Annotated in this window: 8 protein-coding genes; 5 read left to right on the plus strand and 3 right to left on the minus strand. The window is 46.8% G+C overall.

From position 1 onward, the window contains the following. Positions 1-23 precede the first annotated feature (23 nt). Both L5M17_RS21265 and L5M17_RS21270 read left to right on the plus strand, forming a co-directional pair. On the plus strand, positions 24-257 hold the full coding sequence (locus L5M17_RS21265; protein WP_011787794.1) for a hypothetical protein: 234 nt from the start codon (positions 24-26) through the stop codon (positions 255-257). 46 nt (positions 258-303) lie between these two features. Further along, the gene (locus L5M17_RS21270; protein WP_263149076.1) at positions 304-1,245 is read left to right on the plus strand and encodes a DUF4424 domain-containing protein; all 942 of its coding nucleotides are present in this window, start codon (positions 304-306) and stop codon (positions 1,243-1,245) included. Between the two features lie 53 nt (positions 1,246-1,298). Here the strand turns inward: L5M17_RS21270 and L5M17_RS21275 are convergent, their stop codons facing one another. Further along, positions 1,299-3,299, minus strand: a complete 2,001-nt coding sequence (locus L5M17_RS21275; protein WP_263149078.1) for a ligand-gated channel protein — start codon at positions 3,297-3,299, stop codon at positions 1,299-1,301. A 124-nt stretch (positions 3,300-3,423) separates the two neighbouring features. On the opposite strand from L5M17_RS21275, the gene L5M17_RS21280 reads away from it, so the two are divergent. Continuing rightward, positions 3,424-4,437, plus strand: coding sequence for a LysR family transcriptional regulator (locus L5M17_RS21280; protein WP_263149079.1), 1,014 nt, complete (start codon positions 3,424-3,426; stop codon positions 4,435-4,437). A gap of 77 nt (positions 4,438-4,514) precedes the next feature. Continuing rightward, positions 4,515-5,393: a patatin family protein gene (locus L5M17_RS21285; protein ID WP_263149081.1), complete on the plus strand. Its 879-nt coding sequence runs from the start codon at positions 4,515-4,517 to the stop codon at positions 5,391-5,393. Here L5M17_RS21285 and L5M17_RS21290 read toward each other — a convergent pair. Together L5M17_RS21290 and L5M17_RS21295 are read right to left on the minus strand one after the other, a co-directional pair. Then, positions 5,390-6,331, minus strand: a complete 942-nt coding sequence (locus L5M17_RS21290; RefSeq protein ID WP_113940308.1) for a LysR family transcriptional regulator — start codon at positions 6,329-6,331, stop codon at positions 5,390-5,392. The two genes, L5M17_RS21285 and L5M17_RS21290, sit on opposite strands and share 4 nt — an antisense overlap. A 28-nt stretch (positions 6,332-6,359) precedes the next feature. Then, positions 6,360-7,217: a DMT family transporter gene (locus L5M17_RS21295; RefSeq protein ID WP_173248142.1), complete on the minus strand. Its 858-nt coding sequence runs from the start codon at positions 7,215-7,217 to the stop codon at positions 6,360-6,362. A gap of 193 nt (positions 7,218-7,410) precedes the next feature. On the opposite strand from L5M17_RS21295, the gene trmL reads away from it, so the two are divergent. Continuing rightward, entirely contained in the window at positions 7,411-7,875 is a 465-nt protein-coding gene (gene trmL, locus L5M17_RS21300) for a tRNA (uridine(34)/cytosine(34)/5-carboxymethylaminomethyluridine(34)-2'-O)-methyltransferase TrmL (RefSeq protein WP_113940306.1), read from the plus strand. The last annotated feature ends 496 nt before the right edge of the window (positions 7,876-8,371 follow it).

Genomic DNA, 8,371 nt, shown 5'->3' on the forward strand with positions numbered 1-8,371 from the left:
CCAACAATAAAGGAGTATTCGTTATGGGTTTTAATGAACAAGAAAAACAAGCATTATTAGCACTCAAAGGCGTTGGCCCGACGGTAATTAAACGCTTCGAAGAAATTGGTATCAGCTCACTACAACAACTCGCCCAACACGAAGTGGATGATATTGCTAACTTAGTCGCCAGCATGCTGCGCACCACTTGCTGGAAAAATAGCCCACAAGCGCGAAATGCGATAAGTGCGGCCATCGACCTCGCCCGCGCGCAATAATCGTTCCCCATTGATACTAAAACATCCAACTAGAGTTAAGAAGTTCATGTCAGCACACTTAGCCATACCCCTTTTTGCTATAGTTTTACTCGTCTACGGAGAAACTGCCTCTGCCAACGACAGTAGTTTTGGCGATGCTAATGGCTCTATTACCTTGAAATATCAGCCTAATATCAGTATGGATAAAGAGTCCCTCTTCATCAGCGAGACCGAAGTCAGGGTCGATTATGTGTTTACCAACACCAGTTCGCAGGATCTTATCGTCCCCATCGCCTTCCCCATGCCACCGATGTTTTTTGGCTCCGCCGATCACAGCAGCATTGATAATTTCACCCTTAAAGTGAATGGTAATACCCAGCCAACTCAGCACAGGCTGGTTGCCCAACTTGCCGATAAAACCGATATTTCAGCCGAGCTGAAACAGCTTGGCTGGGGTGTAGATGAAGTCGCTTACTTTGCCGAATATGCCGAAGTCCCCGAGGGCAAACCCGCGCTCCCCAAGCAATGGTTGGATGAGGACCAACAAATCGCCTTTACCCTAAGTGATTACTTTGTGTGGGAACAAACCTTTCCCGCGGGCCAATCTGTCGCTATCAGCCATAGCTACACGCCAAGCCTCTCAACGGGCACCCCCGATACTGCCAGTAGTATTATTGATACTTACACTGAACTGGCCTGTTTAGATGAAAGCGCCAAGCAAGGCATTAGGAAGCGCAACCTTATCGTTAAACAAGACGGTGAAGATCAGGAGATTGGCGTCGAATGGAGCCATCTTAGCTATATTTTGGTCACAGCTAATAACTGGCAAGGGTCAATTAAGGACTTCAAACTCACCCTAGAAAAATCCCAGCCCACAGATCTCATTAGCTTGTGTTTTGATGGCGAGCTTAAAAAAACTGACCCTCTCACCTTTGAGTTCCAGCAAAAACAGTTCACGCCAAAGCAAGATCTCAGCGTCCTGTTTATTCGTAAACCGAATTTTGAATAATCAAAAAAGAAGCCAGCTAAGTGCTGGCCTCTTTATAACTTGCTATTTTTAATTTAAAAACTATAGGTCATACCTAACCAGTAACGGCGGCCATCTTCGATATAACCGTATTCCTCTTGGGTAATTTCCTTATCGAAGGCGTTATAAATGCCCGCGCTAAATTTCAGGCTATCGTTCAACTGGTAGTTAGCCCCCAAATCCAGCAGAGTATAAGAAGGGGCGATTAAACTGCTCGATGAAGGTCCTGTCGTCGGTTGGCTCTCTTCGCCACGGTAATTCACCCTCAACCAAGTGCTTAAATTATCAATAGGCTCGTAGTTGAAAGACGCTTGGATCAAATGCTTAGGCAATTGATTCAATGGGCTACCTTTATAAACACCTGTCTTTTGCTCCGAATCCGTATAGGTATAGTTACCTGTCAAACTCAAGTTTGAGCGAATGCGATAGTCGATACTCAGTTCAATCCCTTGGGTCACAGCTTCGTCGACGTTCACATAAGTCGTTGGATTAGAACCAAATTGATTTGGACCATCTGTACATTGAGTCGCAGGACAGGCTACGCGAGTGATCTTGTCATTAAACTCGTTATAGAACACACCCGCGCTGGCGGTAATGCTCTCGGTCAGATCAGAATACAAACCTAACTCATAGTTAACTGAAGTTTCAGGTTGTAAATCTGGATTACCGTACATGTTGCCACCACGGCTGACTTGTCCCCAGTCGGGCACTGTCTGGCGCAAACTCGGCGCCCTAAACCCTGTTGATACACCGCCCTTTAAGGTGGTGCTGTCGGTTAATCCCCACACGCCATAAACGCGCGGACTGACATGATTACCAAAGTTTTCATCATCATCCAAACGCAGCCCCATGGTCAGAGCAAAGTTATCGACAATGCGCCATTCATCCTCAGAAAACACCGACCATTGTTTGCGACTAATATCAGTTAAGTCACTCACTTGGTTACCTGTTTCGTCAGTGAGATCTTGATGGTTGAATGCTGCGCCAAAGGTCGCTGTATGACTTTGGCCTAACGTAGTGATAAGGCTAGATTGCGCATCCGTGTTAGTGGTTTTCATCTTACGGGATTTATTATCAAACACTTCATGCTTGATATAACTATCCGAAGTACCAAAGTCCCAACGACCTGTATGTGAAAGGGAGAAGGTGCTGTTTTCATATTCTGTCGTTGAAGATTCAGGGCAACCGCGACGACCACAGGCTTCGCCCGGTGCTAACGGTGTGACGGTTTTACCTAAACTGCTGTCGAGTTCTTGGTTAGAAGTACCAACTTCAAACATGATATCGTGATTTTCATTGGGCGTGAGCGCAAATCTCGCGGTCAAGTTAGTCGCATCGCGACCTCGGTAACCACCATAGATTTGATCTTCTTCACGCTGGGTATATTGACCATAAAGTTGCATCCCTAGCAGATCTTTGATCAAACCACCGTTGACGAAAAAGTTGCCTTGATACACATTTCCCGAGTCAGACTTTTCCTGCAAAGTGCTGTCGAGTCGCACCTCACCCTGCCACTCGTTTGGCACTTTGCGAGTGATAATGTTAATTACCCCACCAATGGCATCCGAACCATAAAGTGACGACATAGGCCCACGAACGATCTCAATTCTATCGATAGCAGCCAATGGTGGCGTCCAAGCGCCTTCAACGCCTGGGCCGTCACTGTTGGTCCGTGTCTCGCGCGAGGATTGGCGTTTACCATCCACTAAAATTAACGTGTATTGGCTACCCATGCCCCGCAGACTGATATCCTGACGGTCTGCACCGCCCGTAATCACCACGCCGGGCACTTCTAACATGGCATCGGTTAAGTCGCGGTAGAAACGGTTATCCAGATCCTCACGGGTGATCACGCTGATAGAAGCCGGCGCATCGCGAATTTGCTGTTCAAATCCCGATGCAGTCACCACGATTCTTTCCATCATCTTTTCTTTATCTGACGCGGTATCCGCAAGGGCATTAGTTACTGGTACTGTGGGCAACAAACATAAAGCGGTGATCACTTGAGCGAGGTACTTCTTACGACTTAACAACATAACCGACAAGTCTCCATTGAGCAAAGATTGTAAATGAGAACAATTTTCAATACGGCAATGTATCTCTATGTTACAATCAGCTCAAGTTAGACTTTAGGTATTCACTTGTAAGAGTTACTTAAAAATGAATAAAAACATGATCAAAGGGATGATCGTTTTTGCGACAATCGCAGAAAAGGGCTCAATGAGTGCCGCAGCGCAGCAATTAAATCTCAGCTCGTCAGCGGTAAGTCAGCAAGTGACCAAGCTCGAAATGGACATGGGGATCAGCCTGTTCCACCGCAATACCCGCAACCTCACGCTCACCGAAGCGGGCAGTTTGTTCTACGAGAATTGCCGCAAGGTCATAGCGATAGTCGAAAGCACAGAGCAGAAACTTAATAACTTGAAAGGTATTCCATCAGGGGAATTAAAGATTGCCGCGCCTATAGGATTTGGCGGCGGCCTGTTAAGCGAACCTTTTCATTACCTGTTGGCAGCACATCCACAGATAAGTTTGAATTTACTGCTGCAAGATGGCCCGATAGATATAGTCAACGACGGTATCGATCTGGCGATTTGCATCGGCCCCTTATCGGATTCCAACCTAATTGCCCGCCATTTAGCCGATTGGCGTATGTTACTGTGCGCCTCACCTAATTATCTGCCAATGCATAAAAACCTTAGCCACCCAAAGGAATTAACTGAATTAAATCGGATCTATCACACTTATGCTAAAGGCGATATCTTAACCCACGCCTTCAGCCAAGAGTGTTTTGAACTGACAAGCCAGCGAATTAGCGTCAACAATATGCAGGCGTTAATTCAACTCACACTCGATGGTCTAGGATTTGCCGCCCTGCCCGAACCTGAAGTACACAAATACCTCGAAAGCGGCCAACTTGTCACCCTATTACCCGAATGGTCACTCAATACCTACAGTGTTTATAGCGTAACGTCGGCGCGAGATAAGCAGCCCGCAAAAGTGAAAGAAGCGCTCAATGCACTTAGCCAATACTTTAGTCAGGCAGATTTTCACCAAGCCTATCATGTTAATCTGGGCCATCAAAAAGATGGCGTAAACGATAACGTAACCAATATCTTACCAATTAAAACTAAGAAAAAGTCACATCATCTTGATGTTGGTCACGCATCTTGAGGATACCTTACACGCATTCATTTCTGCGCTAAGCTGGGGTATTCTGCGGTGATAAACCGATAAAAAGATGTAACTCGATGAAAGATGTGGCCTTAGTGTTGGAAGGTGGTGGCCTCAGGGCCATTTATACCGCAGGTGTATTAGACGCGTTTTTACAGCAGTCACTTCACTTCAACTATGTAATTGGGGTATCTGCAGGTGCCATTTATCCCGCGTCCTATGTATCCCGCCAATTTGGTCGCAATCTCCACATTCAGCAGCAATATCTCAATGACAAACGCTATATGGGCATCCGCCATTGGCTGGCAACGGGTAATTATGTCAATACAGACTTTACCTACCGTCACATGGCTTATGAGTTGCTGCCATTTGATTTTGATACATTTTTAAATAGTAATACCGAATTCAAGGCCGGCGCCTTTAACTGCAACACAGGAAAAACCGATTACTTTGGGATGGCCGATTTTAATGAACACGATAAATTGCTCGACGTGCTCATTGCCTCCTCTAGCCTGCCTTTTATGTCTAAACCCAGCGTGATTAACCAACACCATTACCTCGATGGCGGCATCGGCGAACCGATACCAGTAGCGCAATCACGCAAAGATGGTTATGCACGCCAAGTGGTGATCTTGACTCAAGATGAGCATTATCAAAAATCCTCGATGAAAATGAATTGGTTAGCCCGCAAAACCTATAAACACTACCCCGCCGTTGCCCATGCGCTAAGTGAACGCCATCATGTTTATAATCAAGCATTAGTCGAGTTAAACCAAGCCGTTGCGAATAATAACGCCTTTGTGATCCGCCCAGCGCAACCACTTAACCTATCGCGGCTCGATCGCAACATCGGGAAAGTAACCGCCGTCTATCAGCAAGGCTTAGCAGATGGGCAAAATATCTTGCCCGCATTAATCACTTGGTTAGCCGCACCAAAACTGCCTAAAACTGCCTAAAACTGAGGTGTAATCGAACGCAGCACTTGGCTAATAATCAACTCTCGCAGCCATTTATGGCTCAAGTCGTGTTCGAAGTGTTTGTGCCACATCAATAAATACGCACCGGGGATCAGCTTGATGGGTGATGGTAAAGACTGAAGCTCAAAAGACTTCATCACAGCCAAGGCATAGCGCGAAGGTGCACAGAGGATCAAATCGCTCTGTTCACACAGGGTGAGAGCACTCTGAAAGTCGGTCATATTCACGGCAATATCCCGCTGACGGCCCTCGAGTTGCAACACATCATCCAGCAACCAATGCTCTAAACCGCCAAAGGCCACTTGCAGATGGCGATAACTCAAGAAGGTATCTAAATTCCATTCTTGTGTTAACGCCGGATGATCACGACGCATCAAACACACGGGATAATCCTGCACTAACTCAACATGGCATAAGTCATCGGGAATATTATTCACATGCATGGGTGAACGCTCATCCCACTCGCGGCAACCTATGGCTAAGTCGATGTCGCAGCGCAGTAATCTGTCCATGGTATCGAGTCGCCACGTTTGGCAATTGAGACTCACACCGGGCGCTTGGGTGAGCAACATGGGCATAAAATGGGGAAAGGTCAGCGAATAGGTGGTTTCGACCAAATGCATTCTAAACTGTCGTTGGCTCAAGGCGGGTTCGAAGGTATCCGGCCGAGTAAATTGCGCCAATTGCTGTAAGCATTGGCGCAACTCAGGTGCGAGTGACAAAGCCTTGGGCGTCGGTTTTAGGCCGTAGGCGGTACGCTCAAATAAAGGATCATCAAACACTTCCCTCAGACGTGTGAGCTGTTTACTCACCGCCGACTGGCTCAAATGCAACCGCGCAGCTGCAGCGGTCACACTTTGTTCCTCAAGTAGGATTTCGAGTACGGGCAGTAAATTCAGATCCAAACGTTTTAGCATCTATGCCTCATTCACCCCAAAATAATGACTAAGGTTGCACTTTTTTAAATGGATTTAACCTTAAATTCTGCGGTAACTTCATCAATAACAGTGACAATAAAATCACAGCTATTCCCATCCATTGGCGCATATCTAAAGTTTCCCCCACAATCATGACCCCTAATGATACGGCAACTACAGGGTTGACTAAAGCGACCATACCCATGATTTCTGGCCCTAAGTTTCGCATAGACCATAGCCAAGCCCAATAGGCAACGGCGGTGTTGGCAATCACTAACCATATCAGTGAAGGTACAAGCGTCATACTCGGTAGCTGCGGTGGCCCTGCCATAAACCAAGCCAGTGGGATCAACATCAAACCGCCTAATAATAGCTGCCACGCGGTCAGCACTAAAAAGTCACCCACATCCCACTTTTGCATCCAGCGAGAAGAAAAGGCAATTAACGTCGTGGCACTCAGCATGCAAAGTACGCCGATAGGATCGAGATCCGCCGAAGGGTTAAGCAGTAAAATGACCCCACCTAATCCCATCAAACCTAATAATAACCACTTCATTCCTGGGCGTTTTTTATCAATGAGCCAAGCCAGTATTAAGAAGATGAGCGGCAGAGTAGCCCCTAAGGTTCCCGCCACCGCGCCCGGCAAACGATACGCGCCGATAAATAGCAAAGTGAAGAAGGCACCGATATTACAAAAAGCCAGCAAACCAAGCTTTGACCAAACCAAAGTTGGCAAACGAGGACGCAGCATCAGCATTAATATCCCCGCAGGCAAGGCACGCCACACGGCTACCCAGTAGGGCGACATGTCATGTAAGTAGAGACTCACTAACGCATAGGTCGTCCCCCAAAATACAGGAGCGAGTAACGCAATAATAAAGGGCATAATGACTTCTTAAAAAGTATCTTGATGTTGAGATATATTACTTTGAGATAATAAAACAGGCAAGCCTTGAGATAACAATTCCACCGATTACAACCTCTATTGCATGAACTTAGCCAAATCCACCCACAACAGACACTGCGCTTGGGCACCGTTTGCCGTATAATCAGCCGTCATTTTCTACAGGCGGGCCAGTATGTTCCATATCGCACTCTATGAGCCAGAAATCGCACCTAACACAGGTAATATCATTCGCCTTTGCGCAAACAATGGCTGCCAGCTGCATTTGATTGAGCCATTAGGTTTTGATCTAGAAGAGAAAAAGCTACGCCGCGCGGGTTTGGACTATGCCGACTTAACCAATGTGACTCGCCATAAAGACTTCGATGCTTTCCTCGAAGCCATGGCTGGCAAGCGCATTATGGCCTGCACCACTAAGGGGAGTCGCCCGCATACTGAGCTGAGTTTTGCCAAAGACGATGTGCTGCTATTCGGCCCAGAAACCCGAGGTTTACCGATGGCGATTATCGAATCTATCCCCACTGAGCAGAGACTACGCATCCCCATGGCGGCCACCAGCCGTAGCTTGAATCTGTCTAATGCGGTGGCAATTATCAGCTATGAAGCGTGGCGTCAGCTTGGGTTTGAAGGCGCTATTTAATACCTAGGAATACTGATTTGGATTAGGCTGGACTTAACCAGCCAATTTTCCAATCACTAAGCCAAATCACTAAGCCATCAACCCCGAAAGATTGCGTTAACTCAATTCAGCCCGAAAGCAAGACAGTTTAGTGACGCGCATGACGCGTTAATTGTCATTGCTTTCCCAGTGACATACTGCCAACGGCCACTGTTGCAACAATGGCAATCTTAACGACCATTGAACTGTTCATCTGGCTAAAAGATATTGTCGGGTGGACGACACTTGTTACCAAGTGCCGTCTCCCTAAGAACCGTACGTGCAACTTTCACTGCATACGGCTCAAGCCTCCACAAAAGCATCGTTTGATACCCAGCAACTTATAAAGCAGTCAGAGCAGGTTCGTTCCAAGAGTTGCGAGCTAGCCTTTTGGACTTTCTCTTCACCAAGTATTCTTGGTATTGAGGGTCAAATGGCGTTGCAGAACTTCGGATTTTCACATGTCTCTCGATAGGCA

The sequence above is a fragment of the Shewanella sp. SW24 genome (assembly GCF_025653395.1).
In the GTDB taxonomy this organism is placed as follows: domain Bacteria; phylum Pseudomonadota; class Gammaproteobacteria; order Enterobacterales; family Shewanellaceae; genus Shewanella; species Shewanella oncorhynchi.

Bases quoted from the DNA above. Each gene is read 5' to 3' on its own strand.
- L5M17_RS21265 (WP_011787794.1), top strand. From the start codon at position 24: ATGGGTTTTAATGAACAAGAAAAACAAGCATTATTAGCACTCAAAGGC.
- L5M17_RS21270 (WP_263149076.1), top strand. From the start codon at position 304: ATGTCAGCACACTTAGCCATACCCCTTTTTGCTATAGTTTTACTCGTC.
- L5M17_RS21275 (WP_263149078.1), bottom strand. From the start codon at position 3,299: ATGTTGTTAAGTCGTAAGAAGTACCTCGCTCAAGTGATCACCGCTTTA.
- L5M17_RS21280 (WP_263149079.1), top strand. From the start codon at position 3,424: ATGAATAAAAACATGATCAAAGGGATGATCGTTTTTGCGACAATCGCA.
- L5M17_RS21285 (WP_263149081.1), top strand. From the start codon at position 4,515: ATGAAAGATGTGGCCTTAGTGTTGGAAGGTGGTGGCCTCAGGGCCATT.
- L5M17_RS21290 (WP_113940308.1), bottom strand. From the start codon at position 6,331: ATGCTAAAACGTTTGGATCTGAATTTACTGCCCGTACTCGAAATCCTA.
- L5M17_RS21295 (WP_173248142.1), bottom strand. From the start codon at position 7,217: ATGCCCTTTATTATTGCGTTACTCGCTCCTGTATTTTGGGGGACGACC.
- trmL (WP_113940306.1), top strand. From the start codon at position 7,411: ATGTTCCATATCGCACTCTATGAGCCAGAAATCGCACCTAACACAGGT.